This is a genomic window from Kibdelosporangium aridum (assembly GCF_900176515.1).
Taxonomy (GTDB): domain Bacteria; phylum Actinomycetota; class Actinomycetes; order Mycobacteriales; family Pseudonocardiaceae; genus Kibdelosporangium; species Kibdelosporangium aridum.
Window position 1 is genome coordinate 292,538 of record NZ_FWXV01000013.1, and the last position, 22,030, is coordinate 314,567.

Genomic DNA, 22,030 nt, shown 5'->3' on the forward strand with positions numbered 1-22,030 from the left:
TCCAACAAACCCGCACGAAGGAGTACGGACCGCTGTGAGCGAGCGCACCCTTGTTCTGGTCAAGCCCGACGGTGTGAGCCGCGGCCTGGTCGGAGAGGTCATCTCCCGGATCGAGCGCAAGGGCCTGAGCCTGGTCGCGCTCGAGCTCAAGCACGTCAGCAAGGAGCTGGCCGAGCAGCACTACGCCGAGCACGCTGAGCGGCCGTTCTTCGGCTCGCTCGTCGAGTTCATCACCGGTGGCCCGGTCGTCGCGATCGTCGTCGAGGGCGTTCGCGCGATCGCCGCGTTCCGCCAGCTGGCCGGCGGCACCGACCCGGTGGAGAAGGCCGTGCCCGGCAGCATCCGCGGCGACTTCGGCACCGAGGTGCAGTACAACCTCGTGCACGGCTCGGACTCGGCCGACTCGGCCAAGCGCGAGATCGACCTCTGGTTCCCGAACCTCTGAGGCCCACCACGAGTGCGTGCGAACGGACCGTTCGCACGCACTCCACCCGTTCGGTACCACCCAAACCCCTCTATCGCTGATAGAATGGCGTGGTGGGGTGCCCCCGGGAACGGGTGGGGGCTGGTTGTGTCGCGGCCGGTTTTGGCGGCGGTGTGCGGTTCGGGGAATAGGGCTCGCCTTGGCGTGGGTTGCTGCTGGCATGCCGAAGATCTTGGTTCTTGGGGGCACGGGGAAGACTGGCCGCCGGGTCGCGGCCGGGCTGCGTGACCAAGGCTTGGACCCGCGAGTCGTCTCCCGGTCGACTCCCGATCGGTTCGACTGGGCGGACGAAGCGACCTGGGCGCCGGTACTCAGGGACATCAGCGCCGTCTACGTGGTCGACGAAGGCACGGACCGGCTGCCTGAATTCACCGAACTCGCGGTGAAGTCCGGCGTCCAGCGGCTGGTGCTGCTGTCCGCACGGGTCTGGCAGGAGATGGGCGCCGACCTGACCTCCGAGCAGACCATCGCGCAGTCCGGTGTCGACTGGACGATCCTGCGCCCCACCTGGTTCAACCAGAACTTCACCGAAGACCCGATGCTCGCCGACCCTGTCAAACAAGGCGAGGTCCGGCTGCCGACCGGAGACGGCAGGGAACCATTCATCGACGTCCAAGACATAGCGGACGTCGCGATCGCCGCACTGACGCAGCCAGGGCACGCGGGCAAGAAATACGACCTCTCCGGACCACGCCTGCTCACCTGGGGCGACGCGGTCGACGAGATCGCGCGAGCAACCGGCCGAAAGATCACCTACGTACCGATCGACCGGCAGGCATACACCGACGACCTGAGCGAACGCGGTTATCCGCCGGAGTACGCCGAAGTCATCGTCGCGCTGTTCGACCACATCCGGGAACACCGCAGTGAGCGGCTGTCCGACGGCGTTCAGCAAGTGCTCGGCCGCGAGCCGCGAGACTTCCGGGAGTACGCGAAAACAATCCGATGATTGTCGGTGGGTGCCGTTATGGTGCCTGAGTGGCTGTTGATCCTCTGGTCCACGCTGAGGGGCTGACCAAACGGTTTGGGGACTTCGAGGCGGTCGCCGGCATCGACATCGAGGTGCGCAAAGGCGAAGCGTTCGGTTTCCTCGGGCCCAACGGGGCGGGCAAGTCGTCCACGATGCGGATGATCGCGTGCGTGTCACCGCGCTCCGGCGGCACGCTCAGCGTGCTCGGCATGGACCCGAACACCGAAGGCCCGAAGATCCGTGCCCGCCTCGGGGTGGTGCCGCAGCAGGACAACCTCGACAACGAGTTGACCGTGCGGCAGAACCTCCAGGTGTACGGCCGCTATTTCGGGTTGTCCCGTCAGCACGTCCGCGACAAGGCGACCGAGCTGCTGGAGTTCGCGCAACTGTCCGACCGGGCCGACGACGAGGTGGATCCGCTGTCCGGCGGCATGAAGCGGCGCCTGACCATCGCGCGGTCCCTGGTCAACGACCCCGATCTGCTGCTGCTCGACGAACCGACCACCGGCTTGGATCCGCAGGCCCGGCATCTGTTGTGGGACAGGCTGTTCCGGCTCAAGCACCAGGGCGTCACGCTGATCGTCACCACGCACTACATGGACGAGGCCGAGCAGCTGTGCGACCGGCTCGTGGTGATGGACAAGGGAAAGATCGCCGCCGAGGGCAGTCCGGCCGAGCTGATCGACCGGTACTCCACCAAGGAAGTCCTCGAACTGCGGTTCCCGCCCGGCGAGCAAGACCCGGGGCCGGTGCAGGATCTGGGGGAGCGCGTCGAGGTGCTGCCCGACCGCATCCTCGTCTACACGACCGATGGCGAGGCGTCGCTGGCCGCCGCGCACAACAGAGGCGTGACGCCGGTGTCGAGCCTGGTCCGGCGCTCCACGTTGGAGGACGTGTTCCTCAAGCTCACTGGCCGGACGTTGGTGGACTGATGCTGCATCCCTGGCAGGCCCGGCTGCTGGTGGTCGAGTCGATGTGGACGTGGTACCGCCGCAACTGGCGCGCGACCGTCGTCTCGACCGTGCTGACCCCGGTGTTCTTCCTGGTCGCCATGGGTTTCGGGCTGGGCTCGCAGATCCAGCCCAGTGGCCTGACCGGCGGGCAGAGCTACGCGGTGTACCTGATGCCCGCCATGCTCGCGGCTGCCGCGGTGCAGAACGCGGCGGGCGAGTCGACGTTCCCGATCCTGTCCGGTTTCAAGTGGAGCCGCGTCTACTGGGGGATGACCGCGACACCGATCACCCCGGCGCAGGTCGCCACCGGACAGCTGCTGTGGATTTTCTTCCGGCTGGCGTTCTCCGGAGCCGTGTTCGCGATCGTGGGGACCGTGCTCGGCGTGGTCACCGGGCTGGGGATCATCCTGTCGCTGGTGTTCGCCGTGCTGGCGGGGATGGCGTTCGCGGCGCCGTTGGTCGCGTTCGCCGCCACGGTCGAAGGTGAGGGCACCGCGTTCAGCCCGGTGTTCCGGTTCATCGTGCTGCCGATGACGTTGCTGGCGGGCACGTTCTTCCCGGTCACCGAGCTTCCGGCGGTCGTACGGCCGCTGGCGTGGATCACGCCGCTGTGGCACGGCACTGAGCTCACCCGTGCCGCCGCGTTCTGGGATCTTGAGTTCTGGCCGGTCGTCGGGCACATGGCGTACCTGCTGGTGCTGACCGGAATCGGCGGGGCGCTGGCGGTCCGGAACTTCCGTCGCAGGTTGGGGGTCTAGCGATGAGTGTCGGGCTGGTCTGGCGCGTGATTCCGCCTGGGTTGTACGCGCGTCGCGCGCGGACCGTTGTCGAGCGGTCGTTCCTGGTCAACAGGCGTGCCTGGACGGCGATTTTCTCCGGCTTCTTCGAGTCCTTCTTCTACCTGTTCGCGATGGGCGTCGGTTTCGGTGGCTTGGTCGGCCAGGTCATCGGTCCCGGCGGCCAGCCGATGAGCTACGCCGCGTACGTCGCGCCCGCGCTGCTCGCCGCGTCCGCGATGAACGGCGCGGTGTACGACTCCACCTTCAACCTCTTCTTCAAGCTGAAGTACGCCAAGGTGTACGACGGCATGCTGGCGACTCCGCTCGGCCCGTTCGACGTGGCGATCGGCGAGATCTCGTGGGCGTTGATCCGCGGCGCGATCTACGCGGTCGGGTTCCTGTCGGTGATCTCCGTACTCGGGTTGGTGTCGTCGCCGTGGACGATCCTCGCGTTGCCCGTCGCGTTGCTGGTGTCGCTGGCATTCGCCGCGATTGGCATGGCCTGTACCACGTTCATGCGGTCCTGGCAGGACTTCGACCTCGTCCAGTTGGCGCTGCTGCCGATGTTCCTGTTCTCGGCGACCTTCTACCCGCTGAGCGTCTACCCGGAAGCCCTGCAGTGGCTCGTGCGGATCTCCCCGCTCTATCACGCGGTGGAGCTGATGCGTGGGCTTACCGCAGGCGTCATCGAGTGGGCGATGCTCGGGCATCTGTCGTACTTCGTGGTCATGGCGGTCGTGGGGATGATCGTGGCAGGCCGCCGCCTCGGCAGACTGTTGCTCAGTTAGGCGACGTCGCGCCGCAGCGACGTGCCGAACGCCAGAACCGCTGCCACTGCGGCATAAGCGAGCAAGACGAGTGCGCCGAGCGGCGCGGACAGCAAGTGCGGTGCTGAGATTCCGGTCTGTGCCATGGCATCGGCGAGGAATGTGAAACCGATCAGCGCCGAGCTGGCTCCGCCGGGCAGGAACGGGTAGATGGCGTTCACACCGGGGATCATCATCAGAAGCAGTTCGCCGACGTAGAAATAGCTGCCGAGCACGACGAGGGCCGTCACTTGGTTACGCAGCAAGGCGCCGAACGCGACGCCGAGCAGCGTGTACGCGGTCATCGTGACCACCAACCGGATGAGCAAGCCGAGGAGTTCGCCTGTCGGCAACCCCAGGCTGATGCCGTCCACGGCTGCGGCGACGGCAACACCGGTCCCCGCGATGACGGCCACGGCAAGTCCGTACGCCACACCTGCAATGCCGTAGACAGCCAGCTTGGCGGCTAGGACTGTTCCTCGCTTCGGCGCGAACAAGTACGTGAACGTGATCGTCTGGTGCCGGTACTCGGCCGTCACCGCGGTAGTGCCCAGCAGGGCGGGGACGAACGCCAGCAGCCCGGCGATACCAAGAAGCAGCCGCACGCTTTCGGCGGTCTGCAGATCCGGCATCGGCGGGTCGAAGTTCTCCGGGCCGACTAAGGCCAGCACGAACACCAGGCCGCCGGTCAACGACGCGGCGAGCAGCGCCCACAGCCACAACCGGGTGCTCATCAGGCGCCGGGCTTCGGCACCGAACAACGCGATCACGCTGCACCTCCGGTGAGTGCGAGGTAGGCCTGTTCCAGGGAGCCGCGGTCGGTCACGTCAGCGATGAGGCCTTCGGTGACCAGACGACCGTTGCGGATGATCACCACTCGGTCGACCATCTGCTCGGCCTCGCTGAGCACGTGACTGGAGACAAGGACGGTCCGTCCTTTCACCGCCATGGCGCGCAGGAAACCGCGCAGCCACGCGATTCCTTCGGGGTCGAGTCCGTTGCTGGGCTCGTCCAACAGGAGCACGTCGGGATCGCCGAGCAGTGCCGTGGCCAGGTTCAGTCGTTGGCGCATCCCGGTTGACAGACCACGGGCTTGGCGATGGGCGTACGACGTGGCGCCGACAAGGTCGAGCACCTCGGCAACGCGTGCGTCTGGGTAGCCGCCCAGGCGTGCGTACAGGCGGAGGTGATCACGGCATGTTCGGGCGGGGTGGAAGCCCGACCTGTCCAACACGGCTCCCACGGTTCCTGATGGGTGTGGCAGGTCGGCGTATCGCTTCCCGTTGATCGTCGCCGTGCCCGAGGTCGGCGCGACCAAGCCCAAGATCATCCGCAGTGTGGTGGTCTTGCCCGCGCCGTTCGGCCCGAGAAACCCGGTCACCGCGCCGGGCACGACGTCGAAGGTCAGTTCGTCCACTGCCGTGATCGCGCTGGAAGCCGGCCCGAACACTGCTGGTCCGAACACTTTGCGGAGCTGTCGTACTTGGATCACCTGCACCCCCAAACCTAGTCCTGCTATCTGTTATAGTTCATATATATCAGATAGCTCAATTAAGTCATGTAGGTCATCTAGCTCCCCTAGATAAGGTCAGTGTCATGCAGCAGCATGGAGTGCGACGCGGTTTGCAGCTCACCCTTGATCTCGACAGCGAAGTGCCGATCTACCAGCAGATCCGTGACCGGATCCTTGAGGCGATCGCACACGGCGACCTCAAGGAGGGCGACCCGCTGCCGTCGACCCGGCAGCTGGCCGGGGACTTCGGGATCAACTTCCTGACCGTGAGCAAGGCATACGACCTGCTCAAACAGCAGGGAGTCATCCGGGTCAACCGCAAGAGCGGCGCGGTCGTGCGCAGGGACACGAACACCGGCCCGCCGGAGCCGGGGTTCATCAAGGACTGGGACGAGCGGATGCGCGTGCTGCTCGCCGAAGCCGCCGTCCAGGGCTTCTCCCGGACCGACCTGGTGAACCGGTGTGCGAACTTGCTGGCGCAGTACGAGGGGGTCCATCCATGACAAGCCTGATCGCGTTACCGATGATCACCCTGCTGACCGGACTGGCGCTGGCGATCCCGGGACTCACGCCGCCGACAGTGCCGTTCGGCGTGCGTGTGGCGGCGGTTCGCGCCAAGGACCCGGCGATTCTGCGGGTCCGGCAGACCTACATGTTCCGAGTGGCGGTCGCGGCCATGATCGCGCTGGTCGTGTGTCTCGTCGCCTACGACAACGTGATCGTCGCCGGGATCTTCGCCAACGCGCTCATCGCAATCCATGGCGTCATCTACGCACTGGCCAACCGGCAGCTGCGAGCGATCAAACGCCAGGAGTGGTGGCAGGCCGAGCACAGGTACGGCGTGACCACGGACATCACATTCCGGACCGATCCTGTCCGCGTGCCGGTGCTCTGGTTGTCCCCGGCGGTGGTGGTTCTGCTGGTGACCATGTTGCTCGGCCGCTGGGATCTGGTGATCCCGATAGCCGCCATGACCGTGCTCATGCCACTGCTTGTGCGCGTGCTGATGCGTGCCAGACCTGTTCTGGACGCCGCACAGCCGGTCGGATCCTCGCGCCGATACCGCACGTACCTGCGCGGCACCGCCAGGATGATGCTGCTGATGGTCGCGGCGGTGAATCTAGTGGTCCTGCTCACCACGACGCCGGGCTGGGAAATCGTCTCGGGCGTGGTGATGACCGCGTTCCTGATCGGGCTCGTCGTGTGGATGGTCCGAGTCGGCCACGCAGGCCACCGCCTGCGCAAGTTGCCCGGTGAGGAGGATGAAGACACTGGATTGACCCAGCGTGACGACGACAAACACTGGTACATGGGTGGAACGCTGTATGCCAACAGGCAAGATCGTGCCGTGCTCGTGCACCACCGCGTGGGGATGTCCTGGACGTTGAACATGGGGCATCCGGTCACCTGGACACTGCTCGCAGCGCTCGCGTTGCTGGTCGCGCTGGCGGGTTTCGGCGTCATCGACCTGCCTGCGCGGGGTGAGGGCTTCTGATCGCGTCGGTCAGTGCCGCTACCCTGGTTCGCTGTGAGTGTTGAGTCCGTTTTCCCGAAGCTGGAGTCGCTGCTGCCCAAAGTGGCCAAGCCGGTGCAGTACGTCGGCGGTGAGCTCAACGCGACGGTGAAGGACTGGGATTCCACCACGGTCCGCTGGGCGCTGATGTACCCCGACGCCTACGAGGTCGGCCTGCCCAACCAGGGCGTGATGATCCTCTACGAGATCCTCAACGAGCAGCCGGACGTACTGGCCGAGCGCACGTACGCGGTCTGGCCGGACCTCGAGAAGCTGATGCGGGAACACGACGTGCCGCAGTTCACCGTCGACGGGCACCGCCCGGTCGGTGCGTTCGACATGCTCGGCGTCAGCTTCGCGACCGAGCTCGGCTACACGAACCTGCTGACCGCCCTGGACCTCGCCGGTATCCCGTTGCGCGCCGTCGACCGCACCGAGGAGCACCCAGTCGTGCTCGCGGGCGGGCACTCGGCGTTCAACCCGGAGCCGATGGCCGATTTCCTCGACGCCGTGGTGCTCGGTGACGGTGAGGAAGCCGTCCTGGAGATCACCGAGATCGTCCGCACATGGAAGGCCGAGGGGTGCCCCGGCGGCCGCGTCGAGCTGCTGACCAGGATGGCCGAGCGCGGCAACATCTACATCCCGCGTTTCTACGACGTCGACTACACCCCGGAGGGTGAGCTCGCGTACACGCGGCCGAACCGGGAGCGCGTGCCTGAGCGGGTGTCCAAGCGCACCACGATGGACCTCGACGCGTGGCCGTACCCGAAGCAGCCGTTGGTGCCGTTGGCCGAGAGCGTGCACGAGCGGATGAGCGTGGAGATCTTCCGCGGCTGCACCCGTGGTTGCCGCTTCTGCCAGGCCGGCATGATCACCCGGCCGGTCCGGGAGCGCTCGATCGAAGGCATCGGCGAGATGGTCAACAAGGGACTGGAGGCCAGCGGCTTCGAGGAAGTCGGCCTGCTGTCGCTGTCCAGCGCCGACCACTCGGAGATCGCGCAGATCACCAAGGGCCTCGCGGACCGCTACGAAGGCACCCAGACAGGTCTGTCGCTGCCGAGCACCCGGGTTGACGCGTTCAACGTGGACCTCGCCAACGAGTTGTCCCGCAACGGAAGGCGATCAGGCCTGACGTTCGCGCCGGAAGGCGGCAGCGAGCGGATCCGGCGCGTGATCAACAAGATGGTGTCCGAAGAGGACCTCATCCGCACCGTTTCGGCCGCGTTCGCCAACGGCTGGCGGCAGGTCAAGCTGTACTTCATGTGCGGACTGCCGACCGAGACCGACGAGGACGTGCTGCAGATCGCCCACATGGCCAAGGAAGTCATCCGGGCGGGGCGCAAAGCCGCCGGGCGCAACGACATCCGGTGCACGATCTCGATCGGCGGGTTCGTCCCCAAGCCGCACACCCCGTTCCAGTGGGCGGCGCAGACCGACCCGGACACTGTGGACAGTCGGCTGCGCAAGCTGCGGGCGGAGATCAACGCCGACCGCGGCCTGGCTCGCAACATCGGAATGCGGTACCACGACGGCAAACCAAGCCTGATCGAAGGGCTGCTGTCGCGCGGCGACCGCCGGGTCGGCCGGGTTATCGAACGAGTGTGGCGCGAAGGCGGCCGGTTCGACGGCTGGGGCGAGCACTTCTCGTACGACCGCTGGGTCGACGCGGCCAAGGCGGAGCTGGAGCCGCTGGGCGTCAGCCTGGACTGGTTCACCACGCGGGAACGCGGCGAGACCGAGGTTTTGCCGTGGGACCACTTGGATTCCGGCCTTGACCGGCAGTGGCTCTGGGACGACTGGCAGGACGCGCTGGACGAGCAGGAACTCGACGACTGCCGCTGGACCCCGTGCTTCGACTGCGGCGTCTGCCCGACGATGGGCACGGCGATCGAGGTGGGCCCGACCGGCAAGAAACTCCTGCCGCTGACGCCCGTCTGATCGACCGGGGCGAATCCTCAGAGGGGGTTCGCCCCGCTCGCTGTCCACGGGTTAGCCGGTGGCCGAGCGCCGCCAAGGTCGCCTCTGTCGCGGGCCATGGCACGCCACAGCCTCGCGCGGACATGCGCCATCGCAACGACAATTCCCTTGGGGGAACCCCTAATTTTCACGTTACCGCAAGGGTCTGACAGTTTCGGGCGAGCCGACGACTAAGCTGGTCACCGGCTAGTTGGTCACCGCTGCCAAGGCATCCACCAGGCCGTGCCCGTAAAACCCGTTGTACGGCGCATATCCTGCGCAATACGCGTCCTGCGTGCCAGTCCCGTTGAGGTCATAGTCCGCAGGGCACGGCACGGTCTGAGACTGGTTGTTGAGCATCCGCGTCAAAGCAGACGGCGAAGCCCCCGGATGAGTCGACGCCAGCAACGCGAGCACGCCGGAAACATGAGGCGCTGCCATGGAAGTACCGCAGGACCGCGCGTAACCCCCTGGCACGGTGGAAAGAACGCAACCGCGCTCGGGATCTCCCTTGCCGCGCAACCGTTCCCCACCCGGAGCGGTCACGTCGATCACGCCAAGCCCATAAGCGCTGTAACCGGCTTTCAGCTTGTCCATACCCACTGACGACACAGCGAGCACGTCACGCAACCCCGCGGGTAGCACCCGGCAGCTGGGGTCCGGCGGGTTGGCCATGTCGACGTTCTCGTTCGTCGCCGCCGCAACGTTCACGACGCGCTGCGAGTAGGCATACGCGACCGCGCGCGTTAAGGCCTCCCGTACGACGCGTTGTCCGCCCTTGGAGCACGTGAACAACCACGGGTCGACGAAGTAGCTGCTGTTGGTGATGGTCATGCGCTTTTCGGCGGCCCACATGAAGCCGCACACCGCGTACTCCGGGTAAATCCGGCCGTCGTCGTCGACCACGCGCACCGACGCGACGCGTACGCCCGGAGCGACGCCGGTGATGCCTTTGCCGTCGTCAGCTGCGGCGATCGTGCCGGCTACGTGCGTGCCGTGCGGTGAGTTCTTGGGCGCCCAGGAGGTGGGCGTTGTGTCTGGGCGTCCGGTGAGGCAGCCCGCGGACACCGATGGGTCGACGGCAGCCTTCAAATCCGGGTGGGTGGCATCGATGCCGGAGTCGAGTACGCCGACGACGACGTCACTGTCGCCGGTTGTGACCTCGTGGGCGGCGTCGGCGTTGATCATCGCCATGTCCCACTGCTCGGCGGAGCGGTCCGCCGAGGGCACAGCCGTTGAGCGGCGTACGCCGGTGCCCGCTTCCTCTGACTTGCGCTTGCGGGGCATGGCGCGCTGCGCGCTGAAGGCGCGGTCGGCGCCGATCTGCTCGGTGAACTTCGGGTCGCTCGACGTCGCGACCGCCACCGCGATCTGCGGGTAGTACACGGTCGTGGCGCCGCACGCGCCGGCGATCTCGGCCTGCGCCTCGGCCGTGGATGTGCCACGGTCGAACACGACGATGTAGCGCGACGTGCTGCCACTCGACGCGAGTGCACACCCTGCGTCGGTGGGGTCGGCTGCAGCGGGCAGTGTGCACGTGGCCGTGAGCACTGCCGTGAGCACCGCTGCCGCCCTCACGCGGCGGAGCAGAGGCACGACAACAGACCTCCATCACTGGGTCGGCCGGCTCGGGGGTACCGGCTGTCCACCTTGCGGGACGGTAGCCACGCCGCGTCGGCCAGACAAGTTCAACCGCGTTATTGCGCCTGCCGGTACGGTGCCAGCCGAACGCGGGTGTGCACCAGCCGAGCCGCCACAGACCACCAGAAGGAGTAACGCTGAGCCGTCAAGACCAGCCCAATCCGTCGCCACCTGGGGTGCAGAAGCTCAGGTTGCGTTACGCCAAACGTGGGCGACTGCGTTTCACGTCACACCGCGACATCGCGAGGGCCTTCGAACGCGCTCTTCGGCGGGCGCACGTACCCATGGCGTTCTCCCAGGGCTTCAACCCGCACCCGAAGATCTCGTGGATCGGCGCCGCGCCGACCGGCGCGGCCAGTGAGGCCGAGTACGTCGAGATCCAGCTGGTCGAGGTGGTCGAGCCGGCTCGGCTGCTCGCGGAACTGGACAAGGCCATGCCCCCTGGCCTGGATCTGCTGGAGGTGGTCCAGGCAGGCGCCGGGTCGCTGGCCGACCGGGTCGACGCCAGCCGCTGGCAGATCGAAGTGCCCGGCGTCACGCACGCCGAGCTGGCCGCGGCAGTCGAGGCGTTCATGGCGGTAGACGTGGCCGAAGTGGAGCGTCTGACCAAGAGCGGCATGCGCACAATCAATGTCCGACCTGCGGTTGTACGTGCGCAGACCCGTGAAGTGTCGGCGGGTGGGCAACCATATGGGATACTTGAGGTAGTTGTACGGCAGACGACACCTGCCGTGCGGCCGGACGACGTGCTGAGCGCGCTCCGTGTCGTCGCCGCTCTGGAACCGCCGGTGCCCGCGAAGGCGACCCGGATGGCCCAGGGACGGCTCGACGATGGCGGCGGTATCGCCGACCCGCTGGCCCCCGACCGGGGCCCGGAGCCGTCACGGGACGACGTCCACAGCTGACCTGTGCCACCCGTGGGGTGGCGTGAGGCGAGGATTCCCGCCGTTCGCGCGGCGGACCAGGCAAGACAACGAACGAACCGGCTCTCGTCAGGGGAAGGCGGCGAAGAGACCGGCACACAACGTCCGCGGCCACGAGCCGCGGACCGAACAGGAGAGGCCCCTGTGCGGCCGCGTCCGAGCATGGACGCGCCCGGGGGCGGAGGAGCTACATGTCGGACACGACAACGCCCGCTGGCGACCAGACAGGCGAGCGGGACCTGATCGATCTGCCGCCGAAGATCAGGGTGCACGCCCTCGCCAAGCTGCTCGGGGCGAGCAGCCGCGAGGTGATGGCGGCTCTGGCGGACCTAGATGAAGAGGTCCGTAGCGCGCAGTCCAGCGTCAGCCGCGAGGTGGCGCAGCGGGTAGTCGACGCGCTCGCTCCCCAGGAGGAGGAGCCGGCCGACGAGCCGGAGCCAGAGCCGGTGGCGCAGGACGGTACGGAGCCCGACGAGGAGCCGGTCACCGAGGTCAAGCGGCCGAGGCAGCCGTTGTTCGCCTCCGCGTCGCCGCTGTTCCTGCCGCCGGACGCGCAGGCTCGCCCGGCCCGGCCGGAGCCAGTCGAGGAGCCCGCCGAGGTGACCGACGAGGCTGAGGAGGCGGAGGACGCCGAGGCCACGGATACGGACGAGGAAAGCGCCACCCGTCGTCGGCGCCGTCGCGGCCGTCGTGGGCGAGGCCGCGGCAAGGGTGGCCAGGCTGACGACGCCGCGGACGAGCAGGACGACGAGGAGACCCCGGCTGCGGCCGTGGAGGAGCCCGAAGCCGCCGAGGAGCCCGAGGAGGCCGACGACGCTGGCGAGGAGGGCACGAGCCGTCGCAGGCGCCGTCGCCGCCGTCGCAAGGGCTCGGCCGACGACGAGGCAGCTGTCAGCGAGGACGACCCGCCGAACACCGTTGTGCACGTTCGGGAAGCGCGGGACGAAAAGTCCAAAGCGGACAAACCGGAACGCGACGAGGTGCGCAGCGTCCGGGGCTCGACCCGGCTGGAGGCCAAGCGCCAGCGCCGCAGGGACGGCCGCGAGGCCGGCCGCCGTCGTGCGCCGATCCTGTCCGAGGCCGAGTTCCTCACCCGGCGCGAGTCGGTCGACCGCAAGATGATCGTCCGCGAACAGACCGACCGCACCCAGATCGGTGTGCTGGAGGACGGTGTGCTCGTCGAGCACTTCGTCACCGCGTCCGGTTCGGGCTCGCTTGTCGGCAATGTCTACCTCGGCCGCGTGCAGAACGTGCTGCCCAGCATGGAAGCCGCGTTCGTCGACATCGGCCGTGGCCGCAACGCCGTGCTGTACGCCGGTGAGGTCGACTGGGACGCCGCCGGCCTGGAGGGCAAGGCCCGCCGGATCGAGCAGGCGCTGGCCACCGGCGACAGCGTGCTCGTGCAGGTCACCAAGGACCCTGTCGGGCACAAGGGCGCCCGGCTGACCACCCAGATCAGCCTGCCCGGCCGGTTCCTGGTCTACGTGCCCGGCGGCGGCGCCACCGGTATCAGCCGCAAGCTCCCGGAGAACGAGCGCCGCAGGCTCAAGGACATCCTCAAGCGGATCGTGCCCGAGGACGCCGGTGTGATCATCCGGACCGCCTCGGAGGGCATCAGCGAGGACGAGCTGGCCCGCGACGTGCGACGGCTGCAGGCGCAGTGGCAGGTCATCAAGGACAAGGCGCACGGTAGCGACGAGGTCAAGAAGGCCAGCGCGCCGACGCTGCTCTACGAGGAGCCGGACCTGCTGGTCAAGGTCGTCCGCGACCTGTTCACCGAGGACTTCTCCGCGCTGGTCGTGCAGGGCGACGACGCGTGGGACACGATCGACGCCTACGTCCGGCACGTCGCGCCCGACCTGCAGGAACGCCTGCGGCGGCACGTCGGCCCGACGGACGTGTTCACCGAGTTCCGGATCGACGAGCAGCTGCTCAAGGCGCTGGACCGCAAGGTGTGGCTGCCTTCCGGCGGGTACCTGGTCATCGACCGCACCGAGGCGATGACCGTGATCGACGTGAACACCGGCAAGTTCACCGGATCGGGCGGCAACCTCGAGGAGACGGTCACCCGGAACAACCTGGAGTCGGCCGAGGAGATCGTCCGCCAGCTGCGGCTGCGCGACATCGGCGGGATCATCGTGATCGACTTCATCGACATGGTGCTGGAGTCCAACCGGGACCTGGTGCTGCGCAGGCTGACCGAGTGCCTGGGCCGCGACCGCACCCGTCACCAGGTCGCCGAGGTCACCTCGCTGGGGCTGGTGCAGATGACGCGCAAGCGCGTCGGCACCGGGCTGCTCGAGGCGTTCAGCAGCACCTGTGAGCACTGCCGCGGCCGTGGCGTGGTCGTCTCGACCGAGCCGATCATAAAGACGAACGGCTCCAACGGCGGTGCCAACGGTGGCGGTCACCAGCATCAGCACCAGCCGTCGAAGCCGGGCAAGGCCGAGGAGAAGGCGACCGAGCGCACGCGTGAGCGCCCGACCCGCGCCGAGCGCCGGGCGAAGGCCGAGCGGGCCCGTGCCGAGGCCGCTGAGGCGGCGGAGGCTGCTGAAGCCGCCGAGTCCGCCGAGACGCACGCCGAGGCTGCTGCCGAGGTCGCCGTTGAAGCCGCTGCTGAGGCGGTCGAGGCAGCGCAGGACGCCGCTGTGGAGGCTGACAAGGCAACCGCGGACGCCGAATCGGTGCAGGCCGCGCCGGTGGAGGCCGAGCAGCCAGCCGAAGCCGAGGCCGTGACTGCTGACGCCGCGCCCGAGGAAGCCGTGTCCGACGCGGCACCGGAGAGCCCTGAGACCGTCGAGGCTGAGCCGGAGGAAGCGGTGGCCGCGGAACCGGCGCCAGAGGCCCCAGTCGACGCTGTCGAGCACGCTGCGGGCACCAACGGGCACGTCCCGGCGGCGTCTTCCGAGGTGCCGCAGGGTGTCGACGACGATCTGGTGCTCGCGCCGCCGCCCCGGCGGCAGCGCAGGCGCGCCGCGTCCAGGCCGGCCGGTCCGCCGGTCAACGCAGCTCAGGACCGGTAAGCAGGCCCCCGCTAGGGGCAGCAGAGGCATGTTGTAACCTAGTACGTGGCCCGCCTTCCAGCGGGTCACGTCGTGTGCAGCCCGATCCGATAGATCAGGGCGCGCGTGGCCCACCCATCATCAACGAGTAGCAAGCAGGAGACTTCCGTGTCCGCGTACGCGATCGTCAAGACCGGCGGCAAGCAGTACAAGGTCGCCGTGGGCGACGTCGTCGAGGTCGAGAAGCTCGAGGGCGAGCCGGGCACCGAGCTCACCTTCCCGGCAGTGCTCGTTGTCGATGGCTCCGACGTCACCACCGACGCCGACGCGCTGGCCAAGGTGTCGGTGACCGGCAAGGTCGTGGCTCAGACCAAGGGCCCCAAGATCCGCATCCACAAGTTCAAGAACAAGACCGGATACCACAAGCGCCAGGGTCACCGTCAGAAGCTGACCCGCGTCGAGGTCACCGGCATCACCAAGTAAGGACCTGACCAGCCATGGCACACAAAAAGGGCGCATCCAGCTCCCGCAACGGCCGTGACTCCAACCCGCAGTACCTTGGAGTCAAGCGGTTCGGCGGCCAGGTGGTGAAGGCCGGTGAGATCCTGATCCGCCAGCGCGGCACCAAGTTCCACCCGGGCGTGAACGTCGGCCGCGGCAAGGACGACACCTTGTTCGCGCTGGCCGCCGGTGCGGTCCAGTTCGGTGCGAAGCGCGGCCGTAAGACCGTGAACATCGTTCCGGTCGAGGCTTCGGCCTAATCGACCTAGCATTTCCAGGGGCGGGCCTGATGTAGGCCCGCCCCTTGGTGCGTTTCCAGAGAGGAACCCGCTGTGTCCCGATTCGTCGACCGTGTGGTGATTCACGTTGCCGCCGGTGACGGGGGTAACGGCGTTGCCTCCGTGCACCGGGAGAAGTTCAAGCCGCTTGGCGGCCCCGATGGCGGCAACGGCGGCAACGGCGGCGACGTCGTGCTCGTTGTCGACCCCGGTGTGCACACGCTGCTGGACTTCCACTTCCGGCCGCACGCCAGCGGCGGCAACGGCAAGCCAGGCCAGGGCGGCAACCGTGACGGCGCCAACGGCGCGCCGCTCGAGTTGAAGGTCCCGGACGGCACTGTCGTGATGACCGAAGACGGTGAAGTGCTGGCCGACCTGGTCGGTGCGGGCACGACGTTCGTGGCTGCCGCGGGTGGCCGTGGCGGGCTCGGCAACGCCGCTCTGGCGTCCAAGGCGCGAAAGGCCCCGGGGTTCGCGTTGCTCGGTGAGCCGGGGGAGCGGCGCGACCTCGTGCTCGAGCTGCGCTCGGTCGCTGACGTCGGCCTGGTGGGCTTCCCGTCGGCGGGCAAGTCGTCGCTGATCGCGGTGCTGTCCGCGGCGCGGCCGAAGATCGCCGACTACCCGTTCACCACGCTCGTGCCGAACCTCGGCGTGATCACCAGCGGCGACCACGTCTTCACCATGGCCGATGTGCCCGGCCTGATCCCGGGCGCGAGCCAGGGCAAGGGCCTTGGCCTGGACTTCCTGCGGCACATCGAGCGGTGCGCGGTGCTCGTCCACGTCGTGGACTGCGCGACGTACGAAGCCGACCGCGATCCGATGTCCGATGTGGACGCCCTGGAAGCCGAACTCGCCCGCTACACCCCGGCGCTGGGCGGCGACCTCGCCTCGCGGCCGCGGGTGGTGGTGCTGAACAAGATCGACATACCGGACGCGCGCGACCTGGCCGAGATGGTCAAGCCGGACTTCGAACAGCGCGGCTGGCCGGTGTTCGAAGTGTCCACCGCGACAAGGGAAGGCTTGCGCGAGCTGACTTTCGCGCTGGCCGATGTGGTCGAGCAGTACCGCGCCACACAGCCGGTGGCCGAGTCCACCCGCGTCGTGCTTCGGCCGAAAGCCGTGGACGACAAGGGTTTCGAGATCATCCCCGACCCGGACGACGAGACCGGGTTCATTGTCACCGGCGAACGCCCGGAACGCTGGGTGCGCCAGACGGACTTCAACAACGACGAAGCCGTCGGATACCTCGCCGACCGCCTCAACAGGCTCGGCGTCGAGGACACGTTGGCGGCCATGGGCGCACAGCCCGGGTGTGCCGTCACGATCGGGTCGTGGACCTTCGACTGGGAGCCGTCCACTCCTGGCGTCGCTGCCGTGCTGACCGGGCGCGGCACTGACGTACGACTTGAGCACACCGACCGCGTGAGCGCCGCGGAACGAAAGATAGCCAGGCGGATGCGCCGTGGCTTGCCGGTCGAGGATGAGGACGAGTGATTTCGCCGACGCGCAAGGCACTGGTCGAAGCGAACCGGATCGTCGTCAAAGTCGGGTCGTCCTCGCTGACCACCGCCGAAGGTGGCCTGGACCCTGCGCGTCTTGACTACCTGGTCGACGCGCTGGTCGCCCGGCGCGCCACCGGGAGCCAGGTCGTGCTCGTGTCGTCCGGTGCCATCGCGGCGGGCCTCGCACCGCTGGGTATCCCGCGGCGCCCGCGCGATCTCGCGACTCAGCAGGCCGCCGCGTCCGTCGGTCAGTTGGCGCTCGCACACGCGTACGCGTCGTCGTTCGCACGGTATTCGCTGACAGTCGGCCAAGTTCTGCTGACAGCCGACGACGTTGTGCGGCGCTCGCATTACCGCAACGCACAGCGCACGTTCTCCAAGCTGCTCGCGCTGGACACTGTGCCGGTGGTGAACGAGAACGACACCGTTGCCACCGAGGAAATCCGCTTCGGTGACAACGACCGTCTCGCCGCCCTGGTGGCCCACCTGATCGGCGCTGACGCTCTTTTCCTGCTGTCGGACGTGGACGCGTTGTACGACGGCGATCCCCGCAAGGGAGCCGCGAAGAAGATCGACGAGGTCGTCGGCGACTCCGATGTGGACGGCGTGAAAGCGGGCACCCAAGGCGCTTCCGGCCTCGGCACCGGGGGCATGGCGTCAAAACTCGCCGCCGCTCGTCTCGCCTCGTCGTCAGGCATTCCGGTTTTGCTGGCCGCCGCGACCGATGTGCCCAGAGCCTTGGCCACTGCCGACGTGGGCACGGCCTTCGCGGCCACCGGCGCTCGCCTCTCTGCCCGGCGTTTCTGGCTCGGCCACGCCGCCGGTGCCACTGGCCGACTCTGGCTCGACGACGGCGCCGTTGCCGCCGTGGTTCACCGTCGCCGCTCCCTGCTCAGCGCGGGCATCACGGCAGTTGACGGTGAGTTCGACGCAGGAGACGTCGTCGAGCTGGTGAACCTTTCCGGCACCGTCGTCGCTCGTGGTGTCGTCGCTTTCGACGCCGACGAACTTCCCGCACTGATCGGCCGGTCCAGCCACGAACTGCCCGCCGAGCAGCGGCGTGAAGTCGTACACGCCGACGATCTAGTCCCGGTCCGCTCGTATTAGGTGACCCACGAGCTTGGCGAGTTCGTCCGCGTACTTCTCGATGAACTCGGGCGAAGCCGCGTCCTCGCCGGTGATGTGACGGACCAACAACGGCACGGTCAGGCTCGCGCTCGCCGCGTTGATCAGTGCGAGGAGCAGGTACGCCGGGTCCAGATCAGCCGGGATCTCGCCGCGCTGCTGGCGTTCCCGCATCTGCTCGACCTGACCGCGCATGAACTCGGCCTCTTGAACTGAGCCCGGGTTCTCGCCGGACATGTTCGCCCACACCATCACCCGGCCCCAGTCACGGTCCTCCCCGGTGTTGAGCGTGAACTGACGGATCACGTCGGTCAGTGGCTGGTCCGTTGTGGACATCTGACTGCCGGTGTGGTGCCACTGGACCGCCAGCTCCTGGTAGAGGCCCTCTTTTCCGCCGAAGTAGTACGAGATCAGCTGCTTGTTCACGCCCGCGCGGTCGGCGATGTCGCTGACTCTGGCCGCGGCGAAGCCCTTCGCGCCGAACTCGACTTTCGCCGCGTCGAGGATCTTGCGCTTGGTCCGCTCCGGGTCGCGCTGTTTCTCGGCCGGGGCACGCCGGGGGCGGCGGGTGGTCTCAGACACGCTATCAGAGTAGCGGCTGACTCAATCAAATATAAGGTTGACACAATCATCCGTCAGGTTGATTATGGGTGTATCGACCGAGGAGGAGACATGAAGGTTCTAGTTGTGGGCGGTGGGACAGGCGGGCTCTGCTTGGCGCAAGGGCTGCGCCAGGCCGGCGTTGACGTGCAGGTGTACGAGCGAAGCCGTACTCGCACCGAGCGTCTGCAGGGTTATCGCGTGCACATCAGCCCGCATGGGGCAGCGGCTTTACATGAGTGTCTGCCGCCTCAGCTTTGGCGAAGGTTTGTCGACTCGTGCGGCAAGTCCGGCGACTACCGGTTTCTGACCGAACAGTTGACTGAGCTGCTGCTGATCGAGGACGAGCTGACCTCCGGTCCGGACGCGGCGTCGGCGCACCACTCGGCCAGCCGGATCACCTTGCACCAGGTGCTGTCCGCCGGGCTGGAGGACGTGTTGCACTACGACAAGGAATTCGTGCGCTACGAACGGAACCCGGACGGGACGGTCACGTGCCACTTCGCGGACGGCACAACGGCAACGGGTGATGTCGTGGTCGGTGCGGACGGCGGCAACTCGCGCATGCGCAAGCAATACCTTCCGCACGCCGAGCGGATCGACACCGGGATCATCGCGATCGCGGGCAAGTTCCCGTTGACCGAAGAGACACGTCGATTGCTGCCGTCAAGGCTGGTCGAAGGCCCGAACACCATCATGCCGCCCAAGGGGTGCTGCATGTTCGTGGCGCCGCACGAGCTGGGCGGGGGAGTGAACGACGAGACCTTCGAGTACAACGAGGTCTTGTTCGAGAACACCCAGAGTTACGTGATGTGGGCGTTCGCGGCCAACAGTGGCCGGTTCCCCGTCCAGGTGTCCGAACTGGACGGTGACGGACTGCGCGACATGGTCGGCGGGATGATCGCGGACTGGCATCCAGGATTGCGCAAGTTGGTGGCCGAGTCGCCGGGCGAGGCGGTGTCCTTGTTGCCGATTCGTACCTCGGTGCCGCTGAAGCAGTGGCCCACGACGAACATCACGTTGCTCGGCGACGCGATTCACAGCATGACCCCGTTCGGTGGCATCGGTGCGAACACCGCGCTGCGTGACGCGCAGTTGTTGTGCCGCAACCTTGTCGAGGTCGCAGCAGGCAAGCGGTCCGTGCTGGACGCGGTCGGTGACTACGAGCGGCAGATGATCACGTACGGCTTCAAAGCCGTCCGGTTCTCGCTGCGCAACGCCCATCAGTCGGTGTCCGAGGCCACGGCAGGCCGCGTGATGTTCAAGACCGTGCTGCGGGCGTGCTCGGCCATCCCGCCGCTGAAGCGGGCGATGTTCAGTGGCCAAGGCAAGTAGTTACTTCAGGTCCATGCCTTTGGTCTCGGGCAACGTGCGGATGACGAAGAACGCGATGACCGCGCCAGCCGCGACGTACCAGAAGAACACGTAGGACATACCCGCCTCCGCCAAAGCGGTGTTCACCAACGGCGCGGTGCCGCCGAACGTCGCGACCGTGACGTTGTACCAGGCACCGATACCGAGCGCCCGCACTTCGGTCGGGAACATCTCGCTCATGATCGCCGGAGCGATCGACGTCATCGCCGTGTACAGGCCGAGGCCCACGCAGAACACCACGATCAGGTTGCCGACGTTCGGTGTGATCAAAGTGGACAGCGGCACGATCAGGATCGCCGTCGCCGCGGACCACACCAGTAGTTGCGGCTTACGGCCGAACCGATCCGACAACACACCCATCGGGTACTGCAGCGCGATGAACAACGCGGTGCCGATCGACAACGCCAGGAAGACATCGTCCGCCGATGCCTTCTTGGCGTTGATCGCGAACGGCGTCAACGTGCTGAAGAACGTGTAGTAGCAGAGCGTGGACAGCATGGTGTAGCCGATGAGCTGGCCCACCGCCTTCGGGTGCTGCTTCAGCGTCAACAGCAACGGGTTCTTGACGTGCCGCGCCTTGTCCTTGCTCTTCTCGAAGTGCTCGGTCTCGTCGATGGTGCGGCGCAGCCACAACCCGACGATGCCCAGCACACCGCCGACGATGAACGGGATCCGCCAGCCGTAACTGGCCATGTCCTCCTTGCCGAGGATCCGGATCAGGAAGTACCCCAGCAGCGACGCGATGAGCACGGCACCACCGGTCGAGATGTAGAAGAACGCGGAGTAGCGGCCACGCCTCGACGACGGCGCGATCTCACCCAGGTACGCCGACGCGTTCGACACCTCGCCGCCCAACGAGATGCCCTGCGCGATCCGCGCGAGCAGCAACAAGATCGGCGCCAGCCAGCCGACCGCCGCGAACGTCGGCAGCACACCGATCGCCAGCGACCCACCGGCCATCAGCACGATGGTCAGGATCATCGCCGGTTTACGGCCGCGCACGTCCGCGAACCGGCCGAGCAGGAACCCGCCGAGCGGCCGGAAGAAGAACGCCAGCGCGTACGTCGCGAACGTCGTGATCAGCGCCTTGCTGTCCGGTGCGAACAGCGCACTCGCGATGTACGTGCTGAACGTCGCGTAGACGGTCCAGTCGTACCACTCGATCGCGTTGCCGATGCTCGCCGCGACCAGCTTGCGAACCGGCAACTTGTGCTCAACCGGCTGTGCCACCTGCTCCGACATGCGATGGACCTAACCACACGAAACGCGTGATTAGTAGATCTCCAACCGCATTCACGTTCCGTGTCCAGCTACCGGGAGTGATCGTTAATCCCGTGACACCTCCTTGCCGGTCAAGCCACCATGTGCCCGTGAGGTCTGATTCCGCCTTGTCTGCGATGCGTGACGCCGTTGCCCTATGGCAAGTCGGCGAGGCAACCGCAGCCGACGTCATCTACGCGGCCTGCGACCTGTTGACTGCGGGCGTGGACGGCCCGACTCTGCGCATGCTCGCCGCGTTGCCGGTCCGTGAGGCGGACTACGAGGTCAACGAGCTGATCGAGGCCGTCATGTCGGAAGTCGGCCTGCCCCACCACTCCCGAGACAGCGCAGCTGCCAACCAAGCCGCTGTCCGCGCCATGGCCGCTCGCCTCGTGGCGGGTGACCTGACGCCCAGCTACCTGGCCGCATGGGCCAATTCGGAGTATTGGCTCCACGAACTCGAACTCGCCAGCAGGCTCATGGAACTGGACCACTGCTACTGCGAGGTCGAGTACACCGACCTGACCGTCGAGGACATCGATGCCCTAGTGATCGCCGAAGCCCAGCGCATCATCTCCTTGTCCTGAACAACCACCGCCATTCCACGGCCCTGTCGACCGCGCCCCGGAACTGCTGCACGACAAGACCGCACGACAGAGCGGGACGCTGGCGGCTGCCAGCGCAGTGGGCCTGGGCCTAGCAATTAACTCAGGGCGTCATCGCATATGACGTTCCTTCCGTAGTGCGGTCAGAATCAGGTCGTCCTCGCCAGCGCGAGGATCAGGTGTCGCCAGTGCGAAAGTCAGGTTGTCGTTGCCAGCGCGAGAATCAGGTCTCGTTGCCAGTGCGG

General features: G+C 67.1%; 20 protein-coding genes and 1 pseudogene. 16 read left to right on the plus strand and 5 right to left on the minus strand.

Going from position 1 to position 22,030, the window contains the following annotated elements; all coding sequences use genetic code 11:
- Positions 1-34: 34 nt before the first annotated feature.
- The 5 genes from ndk (at position 35) to B9C43_RS48390 (ending at position 3,974) form a co-directional block, all read left to right on the plus strand.
- Entirely contained in the window at positions 35-445 is a 411-nt protein-coding gene (gene ndk / locus B9C43_RS48370) for a nucleoside-diphosphate kinase (protein WP_033382635.1), read from the plus strand.
- Between the two features lie 199 nt (positions 446-644).
- On the plus strand, positions 645-1,433 hold the full coding sequence (locus B9C43_RS48375) for an NmrA family NAD(P)-binding protein (RefSeq protein ID WP_084434035.1): 789 nt from the start codon (positions 645-647) through the stop codon (positions 1,431-1,433).
- Between the two features lie 29 nt (positions 1,434-1,462).
- Positions 1,463-2,386, plus strand: a complete 924-nt coding sequence (locus tag B9C43_RS48380; protein ID WP_033382637.1) for an ABC transporter ATP-binding protein — start codon at positions 1,463-1,465, stop codon at positions 2,384-2,386.
- Positions 2,386-3,165, plus strand: coding sequence for an ABC transporter permease (locus tag B9C43_RS48385; RefSeq protein ID WP_084434036.1), 780 nt, complete (start codon positions 2,386-2,388; stop codon positions 3,163-3,165). The genes B9C43_RS48380 and B9C43_RS48385 overlap by 1 nt, the downstream gene beginning before the upstream one ends.
- A 2-nt stretch (positions 3,166-3,167) precedes the next feature.
- Positions 3,168-3,974 (plus strand): ABC transporter permease, encoded by an 807-nt coding sequence (locus B9C43_RS48390; protein ID WP_033382641.1) that lies wholly within the window; start codon positions 3,168-3,170, stop codon positions 3,972-3,974.
- On the opposite strand, the gene B9C43_RS56260 is transcribed toward B9C43_RS48390, so the two are convergent.
- Together B9C43_RS56260 and B9C43_RS56265 are read right to left on the minus strand one after the other, a co-directional pair.
- Entirely contained in the window at positions 3,971-4,762 is a 792-nt protein-coding gene (locus B9C43_RS56260) for an ABC transporter permease subunit (protein ID WP_160097254.1), read from the minus strand. The genes B9C43_RS48390 and B9C43_RS56260 overlap by 4 nt on opposite strands.
- Before the next feature lie 86 nt (positions 4,763-4,848).
- Positions 4,849-5,496 (minus strand): annotated as a pseudogene (locus tag B9C43_RS56265) (ABC transporter ATP-binding protein); the annotation flags it as partial.
- Between the two features lie 92 nt (positions 5,497-5,588).
- Here B9C43_RS56265 and B9C43_RS48405 point away from each other — a divergent pair.
- Genes B9C43_RS48405 through B9C43_RS48415 form a run of 3 tightly spaced genes read left to right on the plus strand, consistent with a single transcriptional unit; the run spans position 5,589 to position 8,956 of the window.
- Positions 5,589-6,008 (plus strand): GntR family transcriptional regulator, encoded by a 420-nt coding sequence (locus B9C43_RS48405; RefSeq protein ID WP_380144275.1) that lies wholly within the window; start codon positions 5,589-5,591, stop codon positions 6,006-6,008.
- Positions 6,005-7,000, plus strand: coding sequence for a DUF5808 domain-containing protein (locus B9C43_RS48410; RefSeq protein ID WP_084434038.1), 996 nt, complete (start codon positions 6,005-6,007; stop codon positions 6,998-7,000). The genes B9C43_RS48405 and B9C43_RS48410 overlap by 4 nt, the downstream gene beginning before the upstream one ends.
- Positions 7,001-7,033: 33 nt before the next feature.
- Entirely contained in the window at positions 7,034-8,956 is a 1,923-nt protein-coding gene (locus B9C43_RS48415; RefSeq protein ID WP_084434039.1) for a TIGR03960 family B12-binding radical SAM protein, read from the plus strand.
- Between the two features lie 225 nt (positions 8,957-9,181).
- Here the strand turns inward: B9C43_RS48415 and B9C43_RS48420 are convergent, their stop codons facing one another.
- Positions 9,182-10,570: a S8 family peptidase gene (locus B9C43_RS48420; RefSeq protein WP_084434040.1), complete on the minus strand. Its 1,389-nt coding sequence runs from the start codon at positions 10,568-10,570 to the stop codon at positions 9,182-9,184.
- Between the two features lie 221 nt (positions 10,571-10,791).
- Between B9C43_RS48420 and B9C43_RS48425 the strand changes: the two genes are divergently transcribed.
- The 6 genes from B9C43_RS48425 (at position 10,792) to proB (ending at position 17,928) form a co-directional block, all read left to right on the plus strand.
- Entirely contained in the window at positions 10,792-11,520 is a 729-nt protein-coding gene (locus tag B9C43_RS48425) for a TIGR03936 family radical SAM-associated protein (RefSeq protein ID WP_084434041.1), read from the plus strand.
- 209 nt (positions 11,521-11,729) lie between these two features.
- Complete coding sequence (locus B9C43_RS48430) at positions 11,730-14,561, plus strand: translation initiation factor IF-2 N-terminal domain-containing protein (RefSeq protein WP_084434042.1); 2,832 nt, start codon at positions 11,730-11,732, stop codon at positions 14,559-14,561.
- Between the two features lie 147 nt (positions 14,562-14,708).
- Positions 14,709-15,023 carry a 50S ribosomal protein L21 gene (gene rplU / locus B9C43_RS48435; protein ID WP_033382646.1) on the plus strand — a complete coding sequence of 105 codons (315 nt, stop codon included), beginning with the start codon at positions 14,709-14,711 and terminating at the stop codon, positions 15,021-15,023.
- Positions 15,024-15,037: 14 nt separating this feature from the next.
- Positions 15,038-15,301 carry a 50S ribosomal protein L27 gene (rpmA, locus tag B9C43_RS48440; protein WP_033382647.1) on the plus strand — a complete coding sequence of 88 codons (264 nt, stop codon included), beginning with the start codon at positions 15,038-15,040 and terminating at the stop codon, positions 15,299-15,301.
- 72 nt (positions 15,302-15,373) lie between these two features.
- Positions 15,374-16,813 carry a GTPase ObgE gene (gene obgE / locus B9C43_RS48445; RefSeq protein ID WP_033382648.1) on the plus strand — a complete coding sequence of 480 codons (1,440 nt, stop codon included), beginning with the start codon at positions 15,374-15,376 and terminating at the stop codon, positions 16,811-16,813.
- The gene (proB, locus tag B9C43_RS48450; RefSeq protein WP_084434077.1) at positions 16,813-17,928 is read left to right on the plus strand and encodes a glutamate 5-kinase; all 1,116 of its coding nucleotides are present in this window, start codon (positions 16,813-16,815) and stop codon (positions 17,926-17,928) included. Before obgE ends, proB begins: the two co-directional genes overlap by 1 nt.
- On the opposite strand, the gene B9C43_RS48455 is transcribed toward proB, so the two are convergent.
- Complete coding sequence (locus tag B9C43_RS48455) at positions 17,905-18,528, minus strand: TetR/AcrR family transcriptional regulator (protein ID WP_033382649.1); 624 nt, start codon at positions 18,526-18,528, stop codon at positions 17,905-17,907. The two genes, proB and B9C43_RS48455, sit on opposite strands and share 24 nt — an antisense overlap.
- Positions 18,529-18,618: 90 nt before the next feature.
- On the opposite strand from B9C43_RS48455, the gene B9C43_RS48460 reads away from it, so the two are divergent.
- Positions 18,619-19,881 carry an FAD-dependent oxidoreductase gene (locus B9C43_RS48460; RefSeq protein ID WP_084434043.1) on the plus strand — a complete coding sequence of 421 codons (1,263 nt, stop codon included), beginning with the start codon at positions 18,619-18,621 and terminating at the stop codon, positions 19,879-19,881.
- Here B9C43_RS48460 and B9C43_RS48465 read toward each other — a convergent pair whose 3' ends face one another.
- Entirely contained in the window at positions 19,882-21,162 is a 1,281-nt protein-coding gene (locus B9C43_RS48465; RefSeq protein WP_084434044.1) for an MFS transporter, read from the minus strand. It abuts the gene before it with no gap.
- Positions 21,163-21,290: 128 nt separating this feature from the next.
- On the opposite strand from B9C43_RS48465, the gene B9C43_RS48470 reads away from it, so the two are divergent.
- Positions 21,291-21,767: a hypothetical protein gene (locus B9C43_RS48470; RefSeq protein ID WP_143447118.1), complete on the plus strand. Its 477-nt coding sequence runs from the start codon at positions 21,291-21,293 to the stop codon at positions 21,765-21,767.
- Positions 21,768-22,030: the final 263 nt, after the last annotated feature.